Annotated in this window: 19 protein-coding genes; 8 read left to right on the top strand and 11 right to left on the bottom strand. The window is 72.3% G+C overall.

Annotated elements, in window-relative coordinates:
* Positions 1-4 precede the first annotated feature (4 nt).
* From JI742_RS11045 to JI742_RS11060, 4 genes are all read right to left on the bottom strand, one after another.
* The gene (locus JI742_RS11045; RefSeq protein WP_201826856.1) at positions 5-1,057 is read right to left on the bottom strand and encodes a transglutaminase family protein; all 1,053 of its coding nucleotides are present in this window, start codon (positions 1,055-1,057) and stop codon (positions 5-7) included.
* Positions 1,035-3,773 (bottom strand): circularly permuted type 2 ATP-grasp protein, encoded by a 2,739-nt coding sequence (locus JI742_RS11050; protein WP_350309669.1) that lies wholly within the window; start codon positions 3,771-3,773, stop codon positions 1,035-1,037. The genes JI742_RS11045 and JI742_RS11050 overlap by 23 nt, the downstream gene beginning before the upstream one ends.
* A 97-nt stretch (positions 3,774-3,870) precedes the next feature.
* Positions 3,871-7,335: a transglutaminase family protein gene (locus JI742_RS11055; RefSeq protein WP_201826858.1), complete on the bottom strand. Its 3,465-nt coding sequence runs from the start codon at positions 7,333-7,335 to the stop codon at positions 3,871-3,873.
* A 137-nt stretch (positions 7,336-7,472) separates the two neighbouring features.
* Complete coding sequence (locus JI742_RS11060) at positions 7,473-10,217, bottom strand: DNA internalization-related competence protein ComEC/Rec2 (protein WP_236677008.1); 2,745 nt, start codon at positions 10,215-10,217, stop codon at positions 7,473-7,475.
* Positions 10,218-10,295: 78 nt separating this feature from the next.
* Between JI742_RS11060 and JI742_RS11065 the strand changes: the two genes are divergently transcribed.
* Both JI742_RS11065 and JI742_RS11070 read left to right on the top strand, forming a co-directional pair.
* Entirely contained in the window at positions 10,296-10,760 is a 465-nt protein-coding gene (locus tag JI742_RS11065) for a RidA family protein (protein WP_201826860.1), read from the top strand.
* An 8-nt stretch (positions 10,761-10,768) separates the two neighbouring features.
* Positions 10,769-11,284 (top strand): disulfide bond formation protein B, encoded by a 516-nt coding sequence (locus JI742_RS11070; RefSeq protein ID WP_201826862.1) that lies wholly within the window; start codon positions 10,769-10,771, stop codon positions 11,282-11,284.
* Between the two features lie 137 nt (positions 11,285-11,421).
* Here the strand turns inward: JI742_RS11070 and JI742_RS11075 are convergent, their stop codons facing one another.
* The 7 genes from JI742_RS11075 to JI742_RS11105 all read right to left on the bottom strand — a co-directional run bounded on the left by JI742_RS11075 (position 11,422) and on the right by JI742_RS11105 (position 17,542).
* A complete protein-coding gene (locus tag JI742_RS11075) occupies positions 11,422-11,592 on the bottom strand; it encodes a hypothetical protein (RefSeq protein WP_201826864.1) in 171 nt (56 codons plus the stop codon).
* A 164-nt stretch (positions 11,593-11,756) separates the two neighbouring features.
* Positions 11,757-12,173 carry a PRC-barrel domain-containing protein gene (locus tag JI742_RS11080; protein ID WP_201826866.1) on the bottom strand — a complete coding sequence of 139 codons (417 nt, stop codon included), beginning with the start codon at positions 12,171-12,173 and terminating at the stop codon, positions 11,757-11,759.
* 215 nt (positions 12,174-12,388) lie between these two features.
* Positions 12,389-12,670, bottom strand: a complete 282-nt coding sequence (locus tag JI742_RS11085; protein WP_201826868.1) for a hypothetical protein — start codon at positions 12,668-12,670, stop codon at positions 12,389-12,391.
* An 81-nt stretch (positions 12,671-12,751) separates the two neighbouring features.
* Positions 12,752-13,783: an NAD(P)H-dependent flavin oxidoreductase gene (locus JI742_RS11090; protein WP_434057648.1), complete on the bottom strand. Its 1,032-nt coding sequence runs from the start codon at positions 13,781-13,783 to the stop codon at positions 12,752-12,754.
* A 163-nt stretch (positions 13,784-13,946) separates the two neighbouring features.
* Positions 13,947-14,963 carry a ketol-acid reductoisomerase gene (gene ilvC / locus JI742_RS11095; RefSeq protein ID WP_201826873.1) on the bottom strand — a complete coding sequence of 339 codons (1,017 nt, stop codon included), beginning with the start codon at positions 14,961-14,963 and terminating at the stop codon, positions 13,947-13,949.
* 126 nt (positions 14,964-15,089) lie between these two features.
* Positions 15,090-15,584 carry an acetolactate synthase small subunit gene (gene ilvN, locus JI742_RS11100; RefSeq protein ID WP_182662651.1) on the bottom strand — a complete coding sequence of 165 codons (495 nt, stop codon included), beginning with the start codon at positions 15,582-15,584 and terminating at the stop codon, positions 15,090-15,092.
* Between the two features lie 182 nt (positions 15,585-15,766).
* Positions 15,767-17,542, bottom strand: a complete 1,776-nt coding sequence (locus JI742_RS11105) for an acetolactate synthase 3 catalytic subunit (protein WP_201826875.1) — start codon at positions 17,540-17,542, stop codon at positions 15,767-15,769.
* A 226-nt stretch (positions 17,543-17,768) separates the two neighbouring features.
* Between JI742_RS11105 and JI742_RS11110 the strand changes: the two genes are divergently transcribed.
* The 6 genes from JI742_RS11110 (at position 17,769) to JI742_RS11135 (ending at position 21,189) form a co-directional block, all read left to right on the top strand.
* Positions 17,769-18,344, top strand: a complete 576-nt coding sequence (locus JI742_RS11110; protein ID WP_201826877.1) for an RNA polymerase sigma factor — start codon at positions 17,769-17,771, stop codon at positions 18,342-18,344.
* A 26-nt stretch (positions 18,345-18,370) separates the two neighbouring features.
* Positions 18,371-18,823 (top strand): DUF3619 family protein, encoded by a 453-nt coding sequence (locus JI742_RS11115; RefSeq protein WP_201826879.1) that lies wholly within the window; start codon positions 18,371-18,373, stop codon positions 18,821-18,823.
* Between the two features lie 10 nt (positions 18,824-18,833).
* Positions 18,834-19,526: a DUF3106 domain-containing protein gene (locus tag JI742_RS11120; protein ID WP_201826881.1), complete on the top strand. Its 693-nt coding sequence runs from the start codon at positions 18,834-18,836 to the stop codon at positions 19,524-19,526.
* 104 nt (positions 19,527-19,630) lie between these two features.
* On the top strand, positions 19,631-20,134 hold the full coding sequence (locus JI742_RS11125) for an RDD family protein (RefSeq protein WP_201826882.1): 504 nt from the start codon (positions 19,631-19,633) through the stop codon (positions 20,132-20,134).
* A 48-nt stretch (positions 20,135-20,182) separates the two neighbouring features.
* A complete protein-coding gene (locus JI742_RS11130) occupies positions 20,183-20,563 on the top strand; it encodes a diacylglycerol kinase (protein WP_201826884.1) in 381 nt (126 codons plus the stop codon).
* Positions 20,564-20,574: 11 nt separating this feature from the next.
* Positions 20,575-21,189 carry an LOG family protein gene (locus JI742_RS11135; RefSeq protein WP_201827902.1) on the top strand — a complete coding sequence of 205 codons (615 nt, stop codon included), beginning with the start codon at positions 20,575-20,577 and terminating at the stop codon, positions 21,187-21,189.
* Positions 21,190-21,192: the final 3 nt, after the last annotated feature.

The raw sequence follows: 21,192 nt of genomic DNA on the forward strand, positions 1-21,192 counted from the left end.
CCCATCAGGCGGCTTCGCCCGGTCGTGTGCTGACGCGCACCGAAAGCGTGTGCGAGCTGCCGCCACGGATCACGCCGCGCAGCGGCGTCACGTCGCTGTAGTCGCGCCCGGTGGCCACGCGCACATGGCCGGTGCCGGGGATGCAATCGTTGGTCGGATCAAGTTCCAGCCAGAGGCTGGCGCCCTCGGGCTGCGGACAGGCCACGGCCAGCCAGGCATGCGAGGCATCGGCGCCCTGCAGCTTCTCCTGGCCGAGCGGCGGCTCGGTCAGCAGGTAGCCGCTGACGTAGCGGGCCGACAGGCCCAGGCCGCGCAGCGCGCCGATCATCAGGTGGGCGAAGTCCTGGCAGACGCCCTCGCGGCGCGCGAAGGCCTCCAGCACCGGGGTGTGGATCTCGGTGCTGGCCGGCGCATAGCGGAAGTCGCGGTGCACGCGGTGCATCAGGTCGAGCGCGCCCAGATGCACCGGCCGGCCCGGCGGGAAGCTGGCCAGGGTGTAGGCACGCAGGCCGGCATCGCGCAGCACGGCCGGCGGCAGCATGGGCGAGGCATAGCGGGCGGCCAGGCCCAGGTCGGGCACGGGCGCCTGCGCATCCACGGCTGCGGCGGAACGGCCCGCGGGCGCCCGGTAGCGGCCCAGGTCGCGGGCATCGTCCCAGGCCAGGCTGTCGGCCGGGCAGGTGCCGGCCGAAGGCTCGGGCACGACGCGGCTGCGCGAGCGCACCAGCAGATGACGATGCGGACGCGCCAGGCCGAAGTGGGTGCGCGGGTTGCCCCAGGCGTCGATCGCATCGATGCGGTGGTTGGGCACCGGGTCGATGCTCAGGCTGTGGCTGAGCAGGCGTTGCAGGCCGGCATCCTCGCGCGGCCGCAGATAGGCCAGATGCTGGGCCAGCTCGACCGGGCTGGCGTAGGCATAGCGGGTCTCGTGCTCGACTTCGAGCACGGTCGGCCCGGGCCGCGGCAGGGGCTGGGCCGGCGCGGACGGCGGCTTGGCCGCGCCGGCCGGGTGGGCGGCGGCGCCGGCCGGCGGCTCAGGAGGCAAGTCGTCGGTCATGGCCGGTCGCCAGGGCGAAGTAGCGCTGACCCAGCGCATCGGACAGGCTGCTGCCCGCGGCGCTGAGCCGTTCGCAGAGATCGATCACCGCAGCGCGGTCGGCCTGCGGGTCGCGGCCCTCGGCCGCCGGCTCGGCCAGGGCGGCCAGCGGCAGGCCCACGCCCTGTTCCGGCAGGTGGGCCAGCAGGGTGGCGTGGGCATCGACCGGGTCGGCCGCGCCGGGCGGATCGGGCAGCTTGCGCAGCTCGGTGCGCAAGCGGCGCAGCACGCAGGCCAGCGAGCGGGGGTTGGTCTCGTCCATCACCAGCGCGGCCAGCAGGGCCAGCGGCTCCAGCCGGCCCTGGTAGCGGGCGCGGTAGGTGATGGTGCTGTCGGTCAGGGCCAGCAGGCTGTCGAAGCCGGCGGCATGGGCCAGGGCGCCGGCTTCGAAGAAGGCCTTGAGCAGGCTGCTCAGGCCGATCAGGCGCTCGGCCAGGCGGCCGACGCTGAGCAGGCGCCAGCCGTCGTCGCGGGTCATGCGGTCGGTCTGGGTGCCGGTCAGGGCAGCGAGCTGCTGGGCCAGGCCGTCGAGCGCGGCCAGCGTGGCCGGGCTGCCCAGCTCGGGGGTGGGGCCGCCGGACACGGGTTCGCCCGGCACACCGGGCCGCTCGACCCCCTCGGGCAAGGGGCGGCGCAGGCGGCGGGCGAAATCCTCGCCCATGGCCCGCACCAGGCGGCTGGCCTCGGGCGAGAGCCGCTCGCGCAGCGAGCCCGCCACCCGCTGCAGCGCCGCCAGGTTGTAGGCGATGCTGGCCTGGCCGCGCGCATCGCCCAGCGCGGCCGCCACCGCCCGCTCGAAGACGCGCGGCGCCACCGCCATCGAAGGCACGCCCCAGCCGACCAGGCCGGTGTCGCGGGCCAGGCGGCTGACGGCCTCCAGCACCGGCGGCGGCAGTTCCTCGTCCTCGGCCACCAGGGTGGCCAGGGTCTGGGCGCAGCGCACCAGATGCTCGGTGCGCTCGGTGTAGCGGCCCAGCCAGAACAGGTTCTCGGCGGTGCGGCTGGCCACCGGATGGCGGTAGTCGGCCAGATCCTCGGGCCGCAGCGCGGCCGGCAGCATGGAATAGGTATCGACCGGGCCGTCGGTCAGCACCCAGGTGTCGAGGCTGGCGCCGCCGCGCTGCATCGACAGGGCATGCGGATCGTGGGTCGCGATGCGGGTCATGCCGCCCGGCAGGATGCGGTGGCCGCCCCGGCCGTCGGCAATGGCATAGACGCGCAGGATGGCCGTGCGCGGCACGAGCTGGCCGCCGGGCTGCCAGACGGGGGTCTGTGCATGCGGCAGGTCGAGCTGCAGGGTGTAGGCCTCGGGGTCGGCCTCGATGCGGCGGGTCCAGGCGGCGCGTTCGATCGCATCCAGCCGGGCGCCGACGACCGGCTCGAAGTTCCGGCTGTCCGGGTAGCTCGGGCGGATCACGCAGCGGCCGAGCTGGCTGCGGCCGGCCGCCCAGGCCGCGGCCTCGCCGCACCACCAGGTCGGCAGGGCCGGCAGGCTCAGCTCCTCGCCGAGCAGGCGGCGCGACAGCGCCGGCAGGAAACCGGTGATGCCCGGCGATTCAAGGAAGCCCGCGCCCAGGGCATTGGCCACCAGCACCTGGCCGGCACGCACCACCTTGAGCAGGCCGGGCACGCCCAGGGCCGAGTCGGGGCGCAGCTCCAGCGGGTCGCACCAGTCGTCGTCCAGCCGGCGCAGCAGGCCGTGGATGGGCACCAGGCCCTGCACGGTGCGCATGAACAGGCGCTCGCCGCGCACCGTCAGGTCGGCGCCCTCGACCAGCGGCAGGCCCAGGTAGCGGGCCAGGTAGGCCTGTTCGAAATAGGTTTCGTTGTAGGGGCCGGGCGTCCACAGCGCGACGCGCGGCGGGCCGTCGCCAGCGGCGCGGGCGATGGGCGCGGCCAGGGCATCGAGCTTGTCGACCAGGGCCCGGTAGCTGGAGGCCAGATGCTGCACGCGCAGCTCGCGGAAGGGCTCGGCGAAGACGCGCGAAGCGATCAGCCGGTTCTCCATCACATAGCCCAGGCCCGAAGGCGCCTGGGTGCGCTGGGCCACCACCCACCAGTGGCCCTGCGGGCCGCGCGCCAGGTCGAGCGCGGTCACGTGCAGGCGCAGGCCGCCGGGCGGCATGCTGCCGTGCAGGGCCTGCAGGTAGCCGGGATGGCCCAGCACCAGGGCCGGCGGCAGCAGGCCGTCGGCGATCAGGCGCTGCGGGCCGTAGGCATCGTCGAGGATGGCCTCCAGCAGCCGCACCCGCTGGCCGACACCGGCCTCGATGCGCCGCCACTCGCCGGGCTCGACGAGGAAGGGCAGCAGGCCCATGGACCAGGGCCGGTCGACGGCCACGCCGTCGCTGCCATAGACGTTGTGGGTCACGCCGTCGCGCAGGATCTGGGCCTGCACCTCGGCCGCGCGCTGCGGCAGCTCGGCCCAGCCGCTCGGGCCGAGCTGGCCGAAGAAGCGCCGCCAGGGCTCGCGCAGGCCGCCGGCGCCGGCGGGCTCGGCGGCCTCGGGCGCCTCATGGTCCTCGGGCGGCTCGGTGTGCGGCTCGGGGGCCGGGCCGCGCAGCTCGTCGAAATGACCGGCCACGGCCGGCTGCGCCACGCTCAGGGCATGGGCGCAGGCGGCCTCGGCGGCGGCCAGTTCAGCATCGGGATCCGGGTCGAGGGGAAGCGGCAGCACGGGGGCAGGAAGACAGACGTCGGCAGGGGCAGGAAGGCCGGTTCACCCGGCCCGCGCCGGGTGGGCCTGCCCGAACCGAAACGGCTTCGGGCCGCGCTCAGCGGCGCATGCGCAGGTCGAGCGTGAAGGGGAACTCCCGGCTCGGCTGGGCCGGCAGCAGGTCGATCTTGCCCGGCGTGTGGCCGAAGGCGAAGAAGCGCGCCAGCCGCCGGCTCTCGGCCTCGTAGGCATTGATCGGGAAGGTCTCGTAGTTCCGGCCGCCCGGGTGCGCCACATGGTAACGGGCACCGCCCAGCGAACGCTGCAGCCAGCGGTCGACCACATCGAAGCTCAGCGGCGCATGCACGTCAATGGTCGGATGCAGGGCCGAGGGCGGCTGCCAAGCGCGGTAGCGCAGGCCGCAGACGAACTCGCCGATGCGGCCGGTGGGCTGCAGCGGCAGGGCATGGCCGTTGACGGCGACGACATGGCGGTTGCCGTTGAGGCCGCTGACCTTGACCTCCAGCCGCTCCAGCGAGCTGTCCACATAGCGCACGGTGCCGCCGGGCGCGCCTTCCTCGCCCATCACATGCCAGGGCTCCAGGGCATTGCGCAGGCTCAGCTTCAGGCCGGCCGCGGCCACCTCGCCGATCAGCGGGAAGCGGAACTCGAAGTGCGGCGCGAACCAGGCCGGATCGAAGGCGAAGCCGGCTTCGGCCAGCTCGGCCAGCACATCGTCGAAGTCCATCTGCACGAAGGTCGGCAGCAGGAAGCGGTCATGCAGCTCGGTGCCCCAGCGGGTCAGGCGGGTGGCGCCGCGGCCGCGGTGCGGCGTCTTCCAGAACCAGGCGATCAGCGCGCGCAGCAGCAGTTGCTGCACCAGGCTCATGCGGGCGTGGGGCGGCATCTCGAAGGCGCGCAGCTCCAGCAGGCCGAGGCGGCCGGTGGGGCCGTCGGGGCTGTAGAGCTTGTCGACGCAGAACTCGCTGCGGTGGGTGTTGCCGGTGACGTCGACCAGCACATTGCGCAGGGTGCGGTCGATCAGCCAGGGCGGCACGCCGCCGGCCTGGTCCCACAGGCCGATCTGGCGCTCCATTTCGGCCAGCGCGATTTCCAGCTCGACGACCTGGTCGTTGCGCGCCTCGTCGACCCGCGGCGCCTGGCTGGTCGGGCCGATGAACATGCCGCTGAACAGGTAGCTCAGGCTGGGATGGTTGTGCCAGTAGGTCAGCAGCGAGCCGAGCAGGTCGGGCCGGCGCAGGAAGGGGCTGTCGGCCGGCGTGGCGCCGCCGAGCACGAAGTGGTTGCCGCCGCCGGTGCCGGTGTGGCGGCCGTCGACCATGAATTTCTCGCTGGTCAGGCGCACCTCGTGGGCGGCCTGGTAGAGGAATTCGGTGTGGTCGACCAGTTCGTCCCAGTCGTGGGCCGGGTGGATGTTGACCTCGATCACGCCGGGGTCGGGCGTGACCTGCAGGATCTTCAGGCGCGGATCGCGCGGCGGCGGGTAGCCCTCCAGGATGACCGGCATGGCCAGCGTGCGGGCGGTGGCTTCCAGCGCGGCAAGCAGGTCGAGGTAGTCGTCCAGCGCAGCCAGGGGCGGCATGAACACGTAGAGCGTGCCGTTGCGGGCCTCCACGCAGAGCGCGGTGCGGGTGATCCAGCCGGCCGATTCGTGGCGCTGCGGCCAGCGGGCGGCGGACGGGTCGCTGCCGGGGGCCGCGGCGGCTTCGCCGCGCGAACCGGGGCCCTGGGCGCCTGCGGCCTCGCCGGCCGGGCCGTCGAAGCCTGCCGCCTCCGCTGCCGGGAAGGCCGGCGGCATCGGGTCGCCGAGGCCGGCCAGGCCAGAGGCGCGGGCGTACTGCATGCGCAGCGCCGCGGCCTCGGGCAGCGCGCTGCGCGCGGCGAAGGGATCGGCGTCGTAGAAGGGCTGGCGCTCGCCGGGCACGGCCCAGGGCAGGGAATCGAGCGGCAGGCGGTAGCCCATGGGCGAGTCGCCGGGGATGAGGTAGAGGCGCTCATCGCGCAGGAACCAGGGGCCGCTGGTCCAGCGCGGTCCCTGCAGGGCCGGGTCCCAGGGCTCGCGCTTGAGCGGCAGCAGCCAGCCCACGGTGTGCTTGAGGCCCTGCTCGAAGACGCGGCGCAGGCGGTCACGCTCCAGCTCGTCGTCGAGGCGGCTGTCGTGCGGATCGACATTGACCGGCAGCCGGCGCTCGCGCCACAGGTAGTAGAAGGCGTCCTCGAAGCCCGGGCGGATGTGCTCGCCGCCGCAGCCGAGCAGGCCGGCCAGGTGGCGGATGAAGGTCTCGGCCTCGGCCGGGCCGTGGCCGGCGGGCTGGCGCTCGTCGGCGAAGAGGCCGGGATCGGTCCAGCAGGGCTGGCGGTCGGCACGCCAGGCGATGGTCAGGGCCCAGCGCGGCAGCTGCTCGCCCGGATACCACTTGCCCTGGCCGAAGTGCAGGAAGCCGCCCTGGCCATACTTCTCGCGCAGCTTGTGCACCAGGTCGACGGCATAGCTGCGCTTGGTCGGGCCGAGTGCGGCGGTGTTCCATTCGGCCGCGTCGCGGTCGCTGACGGCGACGAAGGTCGGCTCGCCGCCCTGGGTCAGGCGCACGTCGGCCGCCTTCAGGGCGGCATCGACCTGCTCGCCCAGGCTCAACACCTCGGCCCACTGGCCTTCGGTGTAGGGCTGGGTCACGCGCGGCGATTCATAGATGCGGGTGACCGACATCTCGTGCGCGAAGCTGACCTCGCACTCGTCGACCGCGCCCGTCACGGGGGCGGCGCTGGAGGGCTCGGGGGTGCAGGCCACCGGGATGTGGCCCTCGCCGGCGAGCAGGCCGGAGGTGGGATCCAGGCCGATCCAGCCCGCGCCGGGCAGGTAGACCTCGCACCAGGCATGCAGGTCGGTGAAGTCGACTTCGGTGCCGCTCGGGCCGTCCAGGGCCTTCACGTCGGCCTTGAGCTGGATGAGGTAGCCCGACACGAAGCGTGCCGCCAGGCCCAGGTGGCGGAAGGCCTGCACCATCAGCCAGGCCGAATCGCGGCAGGAGCCGCTGGCCTTCACCAGGGTCTCCTCCGGCGTCTGCACCCCGGGCTCCATGCGGATCAGGTAGGCGATGTCGGACTGCAGGCGCTGGTTCAGGCTGACGATGAAGTCGATCGTCCGCACTTCCTCGCGCGGGATGCTGTCGACGAAGGCCTTGAACTTCGGCGTCAGCTCGCCCTTGACCAGGTAGGGCGCCAAGTCGTGCTTGAGGCCGGCCTCGTAGGCGAAGGGGAAGGTCTCGGCCTCCGGCTCCAGGAAGAAGTCGAAGGGGTTGTAGACCGCCATCTCGGCGACCAAGTCGACGGTGATCTTGAACTCAGTGGTCTTCTCGGGGAAGACCAGGCGGGCCAGGTGGTTGGAGAAGGGGTCCTGCTGCCAGTTGATGAAGTGCTGCGCCGGCTCGATGCGCAGCGAGTAGCTCAGCACCGGCGTGCGGCAGTGCGGCGCCGGGCGCAGACGCACGACCTGCGGCGAGAGCTGGACCCGGCGGTCGTACTTGTAGTGGGTGACGTGGTGGAGCGCGACGTGGATGGCCAAGGCCCTCTCCTCGGGTGTTCGGAAATCGGTCGGGTTGCGGCGCGGCGGGCGGCCAGCGGCGTCGACGGCCTGCCCATCATGCCGCTCGGCTGTGTCTTCGCGACCACAGCCGGCGTGGCAGGGCATGGCCTGGCCCCTCAAGGCCGGGCAGCAAGTTCCGAGCCATCGGGCGGTGCGGCTTGCAGTGCCGGTGTCGATGCGGATGCCGATGCAGATGCAGATGCCCTTGTGGGTGCTGTTGCCGGTGCCGGCTTGTCGGGCGAGGCGGGCCCGGTGGCATGCCAGTGGCGGCGGGCTTCGGCGCGCCAGCAGCGGCTGCCTTGCGGGCCGAGCTGCCAGGCGCCGCAGCGCGGGGTCTCGATCAGCGGAATGCCGCGCGCGGCCAGGCGCTCGCGCAGCGCGGCGGCCGGATGGCCGTGGCGGTTGCGGTGGCCGGCCTGGGCGAAGGCTGCCTGCGGGCGCACGGCATCGAGGAAGAAGTCGTGGCTGCTCAGGCCGCTGCCGTGGTGGGCCAGCATCAGCCATTCGGCCCGCAGCGCGGGGGGCGGGCCGGCGCCGGCCGGATCGCCCACCCGGGCCAGGCGCAGTTCCTCGGCGCGGCCGATGTCCCCGGTCAGCAGCAGGCGCTGCGGCTGCGGCGCGCCGCCGGGCTGCGTCGGCCAGGCCCCGGCCACCCGCAGCACGCAGGAGCGGCCGTTGGACGGCACGGCCGGATCGGCCAGGGTGGCGGCCTCGGGGTGCAGCCAGTCGAAGCGCACGCCATCCCACTGCCAGCCCTGGCCGGCCTCGCAGCGCCGCCAGGGCAGGCCCCGGCGGTGCGCGAGCCCGGCCAGGGCATGGTCGGCCGGCAGCGAGGTCTGCACGGCGCCCAGGTCCAGGCCCTGGATCAGCGCGGCCGCGCCGCCGATGTGGTCGGCATCGCCATGGCTGAGCACCAGCAGGTCGAGCCGGCGCAGGCCCAGGTGGCGCAGCAGGGGCAGCAGCACCCGGTCGCCGGCATCGCTGTCGGGGCCGAAGCGCGGACCGGCGTCGTAGAGCAGGGCATGGTGGCGGGTGCGCAGCAGCACGGCGCTGCCCTGGCCGATGTCGGCAGCCAGCATCTGCCAGGCGCCCTCGGGCAAGCGGGCCGGGGCCGGCAGCAGCATGGGCAGCATCAGCGGCAGGGCCAGGGCGCGCAGCCGCAGCGGCAGGGCCATGACGACCAGGGCGCCGCCCAGCAGGCCCAGCAGCACCGCGGCCAGCGGCGCGGCGGGCGCCGTCCACACCGGCGTGCCCAGGTGGCGGCCCAGGTCCAGCAGGGCTTCCAGGCCCAGATGCAGGCCCGCCAGGCCCCAGGCGGCTGTGTCCCAGAGCGGCGGCAGCAAGGCCCCGGCCAGGCTCAGCGGCATCAGCAGCAGGGTGACCAGGGGCACGGCCAGCAGATTGGCCAGCAGGCCCAGGGGCGCGAACTGCTGGAAGAGCAGCAGGCCCAGCGGCGCCAGGCCCAGGCTGATGCGCGTCTGCGCGCGCACGGCCGGTGCCAGCGCGCTTGCGGCTGCACGCCCGGCCGCAAGCGCCCAGGCCCGGATGCTGTCGCGCGGCCCGCGGGGCGGGCGGGGGGCCGGCCGGGCCGGCTCGCCCAGCATCAGCAGCGCCACCGCACCAAAGCTCAGCCAGAAGCCGGGCTGCAGCAAGGCCCAGGGATCCATCAGGCCGACCAGCAGGGCCACGGCGCTGAGCGTGAGCGGCCAGGGCCAGCGCAGGCCCAGGCTGCGCAGCAGGGTGAAGGCCGCCAGCATCAGCACCGTGCGCTGGGCCGGCACGCCCCAGCCGGCCAGCCGGGCATAGGCCAGGGCCGCCAGCAGCCCGCCCCAGGCGGCGGCATGGGGCGCGGGCAGCCACAGCGGCAGGCGGCCGGCACGGGCCCAGGCGCGGCGGATCAGGCCACCGGCCAGCCAGGCGAACAAGGTGACGTGCAGGCCGCTGATCGACATCAGGTGGGCGATGCCGCTGTCGCGGTAGAGCGCCCAGTCGCGCCGCTCGATGGCGGCCTGGTCACCGACGCTGAGCGCGGCGATCACCCGCGCCTCGCGCTCGCCCGGCCGGGCGGGCGGCGGCTCGGCGGCGGTGGCCGGCACCTGGCCGGCCTGGGGCGGCTGGCCGACGAGGCGGCGGAAGATGGCCTCGCGCAAGGCCTCGCGCAGGCCATCGATCGAGAAGGCCGGTGCGGCGGCCAGCCGCTCGGGCGGCGGGCTGGCCCGCACGCTGCCGGTCGCGCCGATGCCCTGCTCGAACAGGGCCAGCTCGCGGTCGGGCAGGCCGGGATTGGCCAGGGCCTGGGGGCGCTGCAACTTGAGCGTCCAGCGCCAGCGCTCGCCGCTGCGCAGCGCGGGCGGCGGGGGCTCGCCGGGCCAGCGGTTCCAGGCCAGGCTGAGGTGCCGCGGCAGGCGCACGGGCTGGCCGGCGGCCGTCCAGGCGGCCTCGACCTCGAAGCTGAAGCGCCAGCCGGCCGCCTGGGCCTGCGGCAGGCCGGTGATGCGACCCTGCACTTGCAGGGCCTGGCCTTCGAGGCGGGCCTCAAGCCGCTCGGCCAGGCGGGCCTGGGCGCGGAACTCGGTGAGCGCGAAGACGCCGGCGGCCACCGCCAGGGCGAGCAGCGGCGGCACGAGACGATCTGCGCCGCTTCTGAAGCCCCGCGCCGAGCCGGCGGGGCGGGCCGCGGCAAGCCCGCATCGCCCAGGGCCTGCCAGGCGCCGCAGGCCCGCCGCCAGCACTGCCGCAGCCAGGGCCAGGCCCAGGGCCAGCGGCCCGCGATGGGGCAGCAGATCGGCCTGCTGAAGCTGCACCGCCGCCCCCGCCAGCCCCGCCAGCGCCAGGGCCGTGAGCATGCCGGCGGAGGCCATGCGGGCCAGTGTAGGATCGTCGCCGCTTGGCGCCAGGGGGCCTGTTTCCCTCGGACGAGCGAGCTTGGAGAGCCCCCAATGAGCACCGTTGCGCAACGCCTTGCCGACCTCGGCATCACCCTGCCGCCGCTGGCGATTCCGGCCGCGGCCTATGTGCCTTTTGCGCGCAGCGGCTCGCTGATCTTCCTGTCCGGCCACATCGCCAAGCGCGACGGCAAGGTCTGGACCGGCCGCCTCGGCGAGGACCTGGACACCGCCACCGGCGCCGCGGCCGCGCGCGCGGTCGGCATCGACCTGCTGGGCACGCTGAATGCCGCGCTCGACGGCGACCTGGAGCGCGTGCTGCGCATCGTCAAGCTGATGAGCCTGGTCAGCAGCACGCCGGCCTACACCGAGCAGCACCTGGTCACCAACGGCGCCTCGCAACTGATGGGCGAGGTCTTCGGCGCGACGGTCGGCGCGCATGCGCGCAGCGCCTTCGGCGTGCCCTCGCTGCCCCTGGGCGCCTGCGTCGAGATCGAACTGATCGCCGAAGTGCGCTGACGCCTGCGATGAACACGGCCCATCACCTGCCGCCGCGTTCGGTCTTCGCGCGCATGCCGCGCGGGGTGCTGGCGCTGGTCGCGCTGGTTGCGCTGGCGGCCGTCGGCCTGGCCCTGCTGTCGCAGCACGGCTTCGGCATGCAGCCCTGCCCCTGGTGCATCTTCCAGCGCGTGCTCTACCTGGCGCTGGCCGCCGTCGCGCTGCTGGGCTGGATCAGCAAGCCGCGCGGGGTGCAGACCGCCGCCTCGCTGGGGGTGCTGGCCCTGGCCCTGGGCGGCGTGGCTTCGGCCGTGTTCCAGCACAAGGTGGCCGCGCTCGATGCGAGCTGCGCGCTGACCCTGGCCGACCGTTTCCTGATGGCCACCGGCCTGGAGACCACCCTGCCCTGGCTCTTCCAGGTCACGGCCACGTGCATGGATTCGGCCGGCTACCGCCTGCTGGGCCTGGGCTACGAGGTGTGGAGCGGGGCGCTGTTCGCCTTGCTGGCCGCCACCGCGCTGCGTCTGTTGCTGGCGCGGCGCTGAGCCGCCCGGCGCAGGCCAGCCTGAACGTTCGAAAGCCGGAGCCCCGCAAGCGCGGCTCCGGCTTTCACGACCCGCGACAGGCGGGAAGCGGGCCGCTCTCAGGGCCCCGCCCGGTCACCCGGCCAGGGCCCCGACGATCACTTCTTCACCGCATCCTTGGCCGCATTGGGATGCTGCTCGGCGGGATTCTTCACGGGGACATTGTCCTGCGGCTTGACCTGGGTCTTGCTGCCGTCGCCCGGTGCGGACTTGTCCGGCGCCTGGATGGCCGGACCTTGCGAGGGATTCTTCAGGGGTTCGTTGCTCATGGGATTCACCTTGCAAAAAGGGACGATCGTTGGAGCAGGAGGCGGACGGAACATCCGCCGGCTTGCGGGCCGGGCCGGTGGAGCGGGCAGCTGCGCCTCACCACACGTCGAGGCCCGCGGGAAGGGCTCGACACGCCAGCAGGTGCCAGCGTGGCAGGCAGGATTCAGCTCGGCCGCGCCAGCGACGTGCCGTAGAAGCTGTGGACCGCATGGGCCCAGGTGGCATCGGACATGCTCGGCCAATGCTCCTTGTCGAAGCCCGGGGCTTCCTTCAAGGCCTCGCGCAGCACGTCCAGCGTGAAGCGCTTGTTGACCGTGTCGAGCTTCAGGGCCGACCAGGGCACGGCGAAGAGCTTGTCGCCCAGGCCCATCACGCCCCCGAAGGACAGCACCGCATAGGCGATGTGCCCGGTGGCCATGTCGATCATGAATTCCTTGATGTCGCCGAGGCTTAGTGCGTCGCGGTTGTAGACATCGTTGCCCAGCAAGGTGTGGGCGCCCATCAGCGCGGGGCCGGGCCCGGCGGTGGGAGCGTGCAGCGTGCCCGGCGCGGGCGAGGACGTGAGGGTGGGGCTGTCCATGAGGACTCCTTGGCAAGGGAAGGGGCGGAGGGCATCGGGCCGTGCCGATGCACCGTCCGGCCTGTGCAGCCCGAAAGCCAGACCGGCGGGGCGCCGGTGCGGGGGCTTTCGAAATGCACACCCCGAGCTTGATCCCGCAGGAGCCTCAGGTCGGTGCGCTGGCGCATGCAGTGAGCCTGGACCCGCCGCAGCGCGACGGCCCAGACCGTGCAGGCTCAGCGGCTGGCCGCCTTCTCGACCGCCTCGCCGGCTTGCTTCAGGGCCTTGCCGGCCGCTTCGGCCGCACCTTCGGCGGCCTTGGCCGCTGCGTCCTTGGCCTCGGTCGCGGCCTTGCCGAGGTCCTCGGCGGCGTCCCGGAGCTTCTCGTTCGGGCGGCGATCGAGCGCGTCGTTGACCTTGTCCTGGGCCTGCTCGATCACGCCCTCGGGCTTCTTCTCGCAGGCGCTCAGGCCCAGGGCCAGGGGGAGGCAGATGGCAAGCAAGCGCAGCGGACGCATGGCAATCCTTGACGGAAGTGAAGAGGCCTTGACCCTAGCACGCAGGCCATGCCGCATCGCCGGGGGCGGGTCCCGAAGGGCTCAGCGGCCCCAGCCCGCGGCCAGCTCGCGCGTGAGCTGGCCGGCCGGCACGGCGCGGCAGCCGCTCAGGTTCTGGCCGGCCCAGAGCGGCGAGAAATCGCTGCGGCCACGCGCCTCGGCCGCGGCGCGCAGCGGCGCCAGCGCCCCCGGAGCGAGCGGGAAGGCCGGGGCCAGCGGGCTCATCGGCCCCAGCTCGCGCATCAGGCGATTGACCAAGCCGCGCGCCGGCCGGCCGGTGAAGAGCCGCGTGAGCTGGGTCGGCCCGGGCTCGGGCGCCTGGAGCGCGGCGCGGTGCAGCGGGCTGATCCTTGCTTCCGGGCACAGCAGGTAGGCGGTGCCGACCTGGACCGCGCAGGCGCCCAGGGCCCGTGCGGCGGCCACACCGGCCGCATCGGCGATGCCACCCGCGGCGACCACCGGCAGCGGCGCCGCCCGCACGATCTGCGGCAGCAGCGCGAAGCTGCCGAGCTGGGTGGACAGATCGTCCGAAAGGAACATGCCGCGGTGGCCGCCGGCCTCCAGGCCCTGGGCGATGAGGCCGTCGACCCCGCGTGCGGCGAGCCAGCGCGCTTCCTCGACCGTGGTGGCCGAGGACAGGATGCAGCCGCCCCAGGCGCGGATGGGCGCCAGCAGCGCTTCATCGGGCAGGCCGAAGTGGAAGCTCACCACCGGCGGCCGGAAGGGCGCGATGCGGGCCAGTACCTCGGCGTCGAAGGGCTGGCGGCCGGGGCCGGCCTCGGCCTGCGCGGCATCCAGGTACAGCTCCTCGTAGTAGGGCTTCAGCGCCTCGACCCAGGCGGCCTGGCGCACGGCATCCGGCGTCGGCGGCTTGTGGCAGAAGAAGTTCAGGTTGTAGGGCCGGCCGGCCGCCCGCAGGCGGGCCAGCTCGGTAGCCAGGGCCTCGGGCCCGAGCTGTGCCGCCGGCAGCGAGCCCAGGCCGCCGGCCTCGCCGACCGCCAGGGCCAAGCCGGCATCCTGTGCGCCGGCCATGGGGGCCTGGATCAGGGGCAGCTCAAGCGGCAGGGGCTTCATGGAGAACATCCTCGGTGTCCGGCGGGCTCGGTTGCGCGACAGGCTCAGGGCGTGAGCCCAACCGCCGCGGCCGGGCATGCATCAGCCCGCCCATGAAAAACGGCCGCGATCCCCAGGGGGATGGCGGCCGGCCGGGCTGCGGCGCCCCGCGGGGCGCGCGGGCTCAGTTCTTCGACTGGTCGACCAGCTTGTTCTTCGCGATCCACGGCATCATGCCGCGAAGCTGGGCACCGACGGTCTCGATCGGGTGCTCGGCATTCAGGCGGCGACGCGCGGTCATGCTGGGGTAGTTGGTCTTGCCTTCCAGGATGAACATCTTGGCGTACTCGCCGGTCTGGATGCGCTTGAGGGCCGCACGCATGGCTTCGCGCGACTTCTCGTTGATCACCTCGGAGCCGGTCACGTACTCGCCGAACTCAGCATTGTTCGAGATCGAGTAGTTCATGTTGGCGATGCCGCCTTCGTACATGAGGTCGACGATCAGCTTGAGCTCGTGCAGGCACTCGAAGTAGGCCATCTCCGGCGCATAGCCGGCTTCGGTCAGGGTCTCGAAGCCCATCTTGACCAGCTCGACGGCGCCGCCGCAGAGCACGGCCTGCTCGCCGAAGAGGTCGGTCTCGGTCTCTTCCTTGAAGTTGGTCTCGATCACGCCGCCCTTGGTGCCGCCATTGGCCGCCGCATAGGACAAGGCGATGTCACGGGCCTTGCCGGACTTGTCCTGGTAGACCGCGATCAGCGAGGGCACGCCGCCGCCCTTGAGGTATTCGGAACGCACGGTGTGGCCGGGGCCCTTGGGGGCGACCATGATCACGTCCAGGTCGGCACGCGGCACGACCTGGTTGTAGTGCACGTTGAAGCCGTGGGCGAAGGCAAGCGTGCCGCCCTGCTTGATGTTGGGCGCGACGTTGTTGTTGTAGACCTCGGGGATGTTCTCGTCGGGCAGCAGGATCATGACGAGGTCGGCCGCCTTGACGGCGTCGTTCACCTCGGCCACCTTGATGCCCGCGGCCTCAACCTTGGACCAGGACGCACCGCCCTTGCGCAGGCCGACCGTCACATTGACGCCGGAATCGCGCAGGTTCTGCGCATGGGCATGGCCTTGCGAGCCGTAGCCGATGATGGCGACGTTCTTGCCCTTGATCAGGGAGAGGTCGGCGTCCTTATCGTAATAGACCTTCATAGCGTGCTCCAAAGTATTCGGAAAGGTGGGAGGTTCATCCAGCAGCCGCCGCAGATCCGGCTCCGCCGGTCTGCCAGCGGCGCCCCCTGGAGGGGGAGCGCCGCAGGCGCTTCGGGGGTGGGCCGATCAAACCCTCAGGATGCGCTCGCCGCGGCCGATGCCGCTGGTGCCGGTGCGCACGGTTTCAAGGATGGCGGTGCGGTCCACCGCCTCGATGAAGGCGTCGAGCTTGGCGGCGTCGCCGGTCAGCTCGATGGTGTAGGTCTTCTCGGTCACATCGACGATGCGGCCGCGGAAGATGTCGGCCATGCGCTTCATCTCGTCGCGCTCCTTGCCGACGGCACGCACCTTGATGAGCATCAGCTCGCGCTCGGTGTAGCTGCCTTCGGTCAGGTCGACGACCTTGACCACCTCGATCAGGCGGTTCAGGTGCTTGGTGATCTGCTCGATCACGTCGTCGCTGCCACGGGTGGTGATGGTCATGCGCGAGAGCGAGGGATCCTCGGTCGTCGCGACCGTCAGGCTCTCGATGTTGTAGCCGCGGGCCGAGAACAGGGCCACGACGCGCGAGAGGGCGCCAGGCTCGTTTTCGAGCAACAGGGCAATGATGTGCTTTTGCATGGGGCGTCGTCCTGGGCGGGCTCTTGGGGACGGCGGCGGTGACCGCCGGCCTGTGGCCGCGCCGGAAGCGTGGAAGGGGAGCAACAAGGTCCGCGGACCGGGCGGCGCGACAAGCACGGGGGCCGGCAAGCCCCCTGCCCTCGCGTCGCGGTCGGGCCGCGGCTCTGGGGTTCAGGCCAGGGTCAGAGGTCTTCGGAGCCGAGCAGCATCTCGCTGATGCCCTTGCCGGCCTTGACCATGGGCCAGACGTTCTCGGTCGGGTCGGTGCGCACGTCGAGGAAGACGGTGCGGTCCTTCAGGCGGATCAGCTCCTTCAGGGCCGGCTCGACCTCCGAGGGCTTCTCGATCTTCAGGCCGATGTGGCCGTAGGACTCGGCGAGCTTCACGAAGTCCGGCAGCGCGTCCATGTAGCTGTGCGAGTAGCGGCCTTCGTAGTCCAGCTCCTGCCACTGCCGCACCATGCCGAGGTAGCGGTTGTTCAGGCTGATGACCTTGACCGGTGTCTTGTACTGTTGGCAGGTCGAGAGCTCCTGGATGTTCATCTGGATCGAGCCCTCGCCGGTGATGCAGAACACGTCCGCATCCGGCTTGGCAAGCTTGATGCCCATCGCATAGGGCAGGCCGACGCCCATGGTGCCGAGGCCGCCGGAGTTGATCCAGCGGCGCGGCTCGTCGAAGCGGTAGTACTGCGCAGCCCACATCTGGTGCTGGCCGACGTCGGAGGTGATGTAGGTGTCGGTGCCCCGGGTCAGCTCCCAGAGCTTGTCGACCACCGCCTGCGGCTTGATGACATCGTCCGAGAGCTTGAAGCCCAGGCAGTCCTTCTTGCGCCACTCGTTGATCTGCGCCCACCAGGCCGACAGCACCGAAGATTCGATGCGGGTCGGCGTCTCCTTGATCTGGGCGATCAGCTCCTGCAGCACATCCTTCACGTCGCCGACGATGGGGATGTCGACCTTCACGCGCTTGGAGATGCTCGAGGGGTCGATGTCGATGTGGATGATCTTGCGCTCGACCGAGGCGAAGTGCTTTGGGTTGCCGATCACGCGGTCGTCGAAGCGCGCCCCGATGGCGATCAGCACGTCCGAGTGCTGCATCGTCATGTTGGCTTCGTAGGTGCCGTGCATGCCCAGCATGCCGAGGAAGCGCGGGTCGGTCGAGGGGAAGGCGCCCAGGCCCATCAGCGTGTTGGTGACCGGGTAGCCCAGCAGGTCGGCCAGCTCGCGCAGCTCCTTGTGGGCCTCGCCCAGGATCACGCCACCGCCGGTGTAGATGTAGGGCCGCTTGGCGCTCAGCAGCAACTGCACGGCCTTGCGGATCTGGCCGCTGTGGCCCTTCTTCACCGGGTTGTAGGAGCGCATCTCCACCTTGTCCGGGTAGACGAAGGGGGTGCGGGCCAGCGAGACGTCCTTCGGGATGTCGACCACCACCGGGCCGGGACGGCCGGTGCGGGCGATGTGGAAGGCCTTCTTGATGGTCGTCGCCAGGTCGCGCACGTCCTTGACAAGGAAATTGTGCTTGACGATCGGGCGGGTGATGCCGATGGTGTCGCACTCCTGGAAGGCATCCAGGCCGATCGCGGCGGTGGGCACCTGGCCGGTGATGATCACCATGGGAATCGAGTCCATGTAGGCGGTCGCGATGCCGGTGATGGCATTCGTGACGCCCGGACCCGAGGTCACCAGGGCCACGCCGACTTCGCCGGTGGCCCGGGCATAGCCGTCGGCCGCGTGCACGGCAGCCTGCTCGTGACGCACGAGGACGTGCTCGATGGTGTCCTGCTTGTACAGCGCGTCGTAGATGTACAGGACGGCGCCGCCGGGGTAGCCCCAGAGGAACTTGACGCCTTCGGCCTGCAGGCCCTTGACGAGGATTTCCGAACCGTTGGGGTCGGTGGCGGGGGAAGAAGCGGCTTGGGCGCTGGCGGCCCGTTTGACTTCCGCGGCAGACATGTCCATTTGAGAACCTCTGAGAATTTCTCTGACGAAAACCCTTCGGTGCCCCTCTCCGCGCCCTCTTGAGGCGGGTGCGGGGCCTGCGCGGCCACCATCGGCGCCCGGGTCGGGGGCAGAAAGAGACCTGTGAATCTTGATGCGACCTGGGATTATGGCATCGCGGGCAGCCCGCCCGGCCAGAGCCCGGGCATGGCGATAATCCGGCCCCCACCGCCGCACGCTGCCGACCTTGCCCGCCACCGACGCCCTCAGCGACTTCCTGCGCAGCGTCGAGAAACGGGCCTTCAAGCGGACCGCCTACACGGTGCGCGACGACGATGCCGCCCTCGACATCGTGCAGGACGCGATGATCCGCCTGGCCGAGCACTATGCCGAGCGCCCCGCCTCCGAGTGGCCCGCACTGTTCCAGCGCATCCTGTCGAATGCCACGCTGGACTGGTTTCGCCGCCAGAAGGTGCGCAATGCGGTGGTCCAGAACTTCAGCAGCCTGTCCGGCGCCGAGGACGAGGACGGCGACATGAGCTGGCTGGAGACCCTGGGCGCCGCCGAGGCGCAGGGCGATCCGCGCTTCGAAAGCGCCGCCGACCGGGTCGAGCGGGCGCGGATCCTGCAAGACATCGAAGCCGAGGTCACCAAGCTCCCGGCCCGTCAACGCGAAGCCTTCTTGATGCGTTACTGGGAAGAGCTTGATGTGGCCGAAACCGCAGCGGCCATGGGTTGCTCGGTCGGCAGCGTCAAGACCCATTGCTCCCGGGCCGTGCACACGCTGGCCCGGGTCCTCCGCGCCCGGGGAATTGTTCCATGAGCCTGTCATCCCACTCCCCCGCACCGATGACCACGACGCCTGACACCCCGGACCGCGAAGCCTTCGAGGCCCGTTATGCCCTGCGCGTGACGGCCCGGCTTTCGGCCGCCAGCGAGGCGCTGCCGCAGGACATTACCGAGCGCCTGCGGGTGGCGCGCGAACAGGCGGTCGGCCGGGCCCGGATCCAGGCCGCCCGGCGGCGGGTACCGATCGGTCAGACGGCTGGCGGGCTTTCGCTGCTGGGCCTGGGCAGCGCTCTGGGCCTGGGCCGGCCGGCGCGCGGCTGGGTGGGCACCCTGGGCGTGGGCTGCGCCGTGGCTGCCCTGCTGCTGGGCCTGAGCGTGGTCGAGCAGTTGCAGGACGAAGACCTGCTGCTTGCCGCGGCCGAGATCGACGCAGCCCTGCTTGCCGACGATCTGCCGCCCGATGCCTACAGCGACCCCGGCTTCGCCGCCTTCCTGCGCGGCGTGCGGCCCTGAAGCCGGCCGCATGTCCAAGGTGACGGTCCGCGCCCTTCTCGGCCTGCTGCTCAGCCTCGGCCTTGCAGGCCCCGTGGCGGTGCACGCTGCCGCGCCGGCCTGGGCCCAGCTCACCGTCAGCCAGCAGACCGCGCTGCGACCGCTCGCCCGCGACTGGGCCCGCATCGACGATGCGCGCAAGCAGAAGTGGCTGGAGATCGCCGCCCGCTTCGATCGCATGAGCCCGGCCGAGCAAGCCCGGGTTCAGGAACGCATGCGCGCCTGGGCCAGCATGAGCCCCCGCGAGCGCGGCCAGGCCCGCTTCAATTTCAGCGAGGCCCAGCGCCTGCGGCCCGAGGTGCGGCAATCCGACTGGGCGGCCTACCAGCAGCTCTCCGAAGACGAGCGGCGCCGGCTCGCGCGCAGCCTGCCGCAGCCCGCGGCCGGCAAGCCTGACAAGGCCGCGCGTCGCAAGGGCGCTCCGGCCGAGGCCGGCCAGGGCGGCGCCCGCGTCGTCGCGCCCACGCTGATCCAGGGGCCGCAGGGCGTCAGCACCCGGCCCATCACCCAGCCGCCGGCCCCACCCCTGCACCAGCAACCGGGCTTGCCGAGAATCGCGACCTCGCCCGATTTCATCGACCCCGCCACCTTGCTGCCGCAACGCGGTCCGCAGGGCGCGGCCGGCACGCCGGATCGGGCCCCGCCCGCTGCACGGCGGCCCTGAGCGAACGACCTGCCCCGGGCCCGCCGGGCGACCGGACGCCGCGGGCCTCCCTCCGCCTTCCCTCCCGCCCGAGTCCGGCCCCTGCCGCGCCGGCCCCCTCGCCCATGGCCCTGCCCCCCACCCCGCCGCTGCGCCGCCGCCTGGCTGCGCTGCTCTACGAAGCGGTGCTGCTTTTCGCCGTCACCATGTTCGCCGGCTTCCTCTATGCGGTGATCACCGGCCAGCGCCACGGCCTGGAGGGTCGCAGCGGCCTGCAAGCCTGGGCCTTCCTGGTGCTGGCGGCCTACTTCGTCGGCTTCTGGCGCAAGGGGGGCCAGACCCTGGCCATGCAGACCTGGCGGCTGCGCCTGGTGGCCCGCGACGGCGGCCGCCCGCGCCTGGGCCAGGCCCTGCTGCGCTTCGTGCTGAGCTGGATCTGGGTGCTGCCCCCGCTGGCCCTGAGCTGGGCGATGGGCTGGACGGCCGGCGGCAGCGCCAGCCTCAGCCTCGCGGCCTGGGTGCTGGTCTACGGCGGCCTGAGCCGCTGGCTGCCCGAGCGGCAGTTCGCCCACGACCTGCTGAGCGGCACCCGCCTGGTCGACACCCGCCCGGACCTGCCCGCGGCCTGAAGCCCGGCGGAACCCTTCGTCACAGGGCCGCGACTACCATCGCGCGCCATGAGCAACCCCCACAAGGGCCGCACCGGCCTGGACCGGCTGCGCCATGCACTCGGCTACTCGATCGACGGCCTGAAGCTGGCCTACCGCGGCGAAAGCGCCTTCCGGCAGGAGACCTGGAGCGCTGCCGTGCTGCTGCCTGCCGCCTTCTGGCTGGGCCAGGGCTGGGTCGAGGTCTCGCTGCTGGTCGGCTCGGTGCTGCTGGTGCTGATCGTCGAGCTGCTGAACTCGGGCATCGAGGCCGCCATCGACCGCGTCAGCTACGAGCTGCACGACCTGTCCAAGCGCGCCAAGGACCTGGCCAGCGCCGCCGTGCTGATGAGCCTGCTGCTGTGTGGCGGCATCTGGGGTGCGGCGCTCTGGCACCGCTTCATGGTCTGAGCGACGCGATGATGACCTTGCCCACGCCTGCCCCGGCCGCGCCCTTCAGCCTCTGCGTCTACTGCGGCTCGCGGGCGGGGCAGGATCCGCGCTTTCGCGCCGCCGCCCAGGCCCTGGGCACGGCGCTGGGTCGGCGGGGCTGGCGTCTGGTCTATGGCGGCGGCCGGATCGGCCTGATGGGCGTGGTGGCCGATGCCACGCTGGCCGCGGGCGGCACCGTCTTCGGCGTGATCCCGGTCTCGCTGCAGCAGCGCGAGGTCGGCCACACCGGGCTGAGCGAGCTGCGCGTCGTGTCGTCCATGCACCAGCGCAAGCAGGCGATGGCCGAGGCGGCGGATGCCTTCCTGGCCCTGCCGGGCGGCATCGGCACGCAGGAGGAGTTGTTCGAAGTCTGGACCTGGCGCCAGCTCGGCGAGCACGACCGGCCGCTGGGCCTGCTCAATGTGGCCGGCTACTACGACAGCCTGCTCGGCTTCCTGGACCAGACCGTGGCCCAGGGCTTTGTTGGCCCGGCCACCCGGGCCCTGCTGACGGTGGACACGCAGATCGAGTCGCTGCTCGACCATCTGCACCGGCAGGCAGGCGACCGTCCCGGCCGGCCGCCGCTGGAGCTGGACCGGATCTGAGCG

The organism is Piscinibacter lacus, from assembly GCF_016735685.1.
Lineage (GTDB): Bacteria > Pseudomonadota > Gammaproteobacteria > Burkholderiales > Burkholderiaceae_C > Aquariibacter > Aquariibacter lacus.

Bases quoted from the DNA above. Each gene is read 5' to 3' on its own strand.
- JI742_RS11045 (WP_201826856.1), bottom strand. From the start codon at position 1,057: ATGACCGACGACTTGCCTCCTGAGCCGCCGGCCGGCGCCGCCGCCCAC.
- JI742_RS11060 (WP_236677008.1), bottom strand. From the start codon at position 10,217: ATGGCCTCCGCCGGCATGCTCACGGCCCTGGCGCTGGCGGGGCTGGCG.
- JI742_RS11065 (WP_201826860.1), top strand. From the start codon at position 10,296: ATGAGCACCGTTGCGCAACGCCTTGCCGACCTCGGCATCACCCTGCCG.
- JI742_RS11070 (WP_201826862.1), top strand. From the start codon at position 10,769: ATGAACACGGCCCATCACCTGCCGCCGCGTTCGGTCTTCGCGCGCATG.
- JI742_RS11075 (WP_201826864.1), bottom strand. From the start codon at position 11,592: ATGAGCAACGAACCCCTGAAGAATCCCTCGCAAGGTCCGGCCATCCAG.
- JI742_RS11080 (WP_201826866.1), bottom strand. From the start codon at position 12,173: ATGGACAGCCCCACCCTCACGTCCTCGCCCGCGCCGGGCACGCTGCAC.
- JI742_RS11085 (WP_201826868.1), bottom strand. From the start codon at position 12,670: ATGCGTCCGCTGCGCTTGCTTGCCATCTGCCTCCCCCTGGCCCTGGGC.
- JI742_RS11090 (WP_434057648.1), bottom strand. From the start codon at position 13,783: ATGAAGCCCCTGCCGCTTGAGCTGCCCCTGATCCAGGCCCCCATGGCC.
- ilvC (WP_201826873.1), bottom strand. From the start codon at position 14,963: ATGAAGGTCTATTACGATAAGGACGCCGACCTCTCCCTGATCAAGGGC.
- ilvN (WP_182662651.1), bottom strand. From the start codon at position 15,584: ATGCAAAAGCACATCATTGCCCTGTTGCTCGAAAACGAGCCTGGCGCC.
- JI742_RS11105 (WP_201826875.1), bottom strand. From the start codon at position 17,542: ATGGACATGTCTGCCGCGGAAGTCAAACGGGCCGCCAGCGCCCAAGCC.
- JI742_RS11115 (WP_201826879.1), top strand. From the start codon at position 18,371: ATGACCACGACGCCTGACACCCCGGACCGCGAAGCCTTCGAGGCCCGT.
- JI742_RS11120 (WP_201826881.1), top strand. From the start codon at position 18,834: ATGTCCAAGGTGACGGTCCGCGCCCTTCTCGGCCTGCTGCTCAGCCTC.
- JI742_RS11125 (WP_201826882.1), top strand. From the start codon at position 19,631: ATGGCCCTGCCCCCCACCCCGCCGCTGCGCCGCCGCCTGGCTGCGCTG.
- JI742_RS11130 (WP_201826884.1), top strand. From the start codon at position 20,183: ATGAGCAACCCCCACAAGGGCCGCACCGGCCTGGACCGGCTGCGCCAT.
- JI742_RS11135 (WP_201827902.1), top strand. From the start codon at position 20,575: ATGACCTTGCCCACGCCTGCCCCGGCCGCGCCCTTCAGCCTCTGCGTC.